This window comes from Neisseria sp. HMSC068C04, assembly GCF_001810105.1.
Taxonomy (GTDB): Bacteria; Pseudomonadota; Gammaproteobacteria; order Burkholderiales; family Neisseriaceae; genus Neisseria; species Neisseria flavescens_B.
In genome coordinates, this window is the sequence record NZ_KV799960.1 from 1 (window position 1) to 207 (window position 207).

Annotated in this window: 1 protein-coding gene; it reads right to left on the bottom strand. The window is 37.2% G+C overall.

Annotation, left to right across the window (positions count from 1 at the left end; translation table 11 throughout):
- Positions 1-23 precede the first annotated feature (23 nt).
- Positions 24-207: hypothetical protein (locus tag HMPREF2700_RS11905; RefSeq protein ID WP_210389876.1), on the bottom strand; the 184-nt coding region annotated here is incomplete at its 5' end.

Consider the following 207-nt stretch of genomic DNA (forward strand, 5'->3'; position numbering starts at 1 on the left):
AAAAGGCCGTCTGAAAGAGCAATTCAGACGGCCTTTGTTTTGTATTTTTTTGTATGTATGGATGGTGTAGAAAGTTTGATAGTGTTTTTATCAAATAAAAACCCTGTTAAAACAGGGTAGTGATTAAATTTCTGAAAATAATTTTGCGAAAGGTGTTGACTGGTTTTGTTGTGAGGCGTATAGTTCGGTTCTTCGCTGCTGACGCGG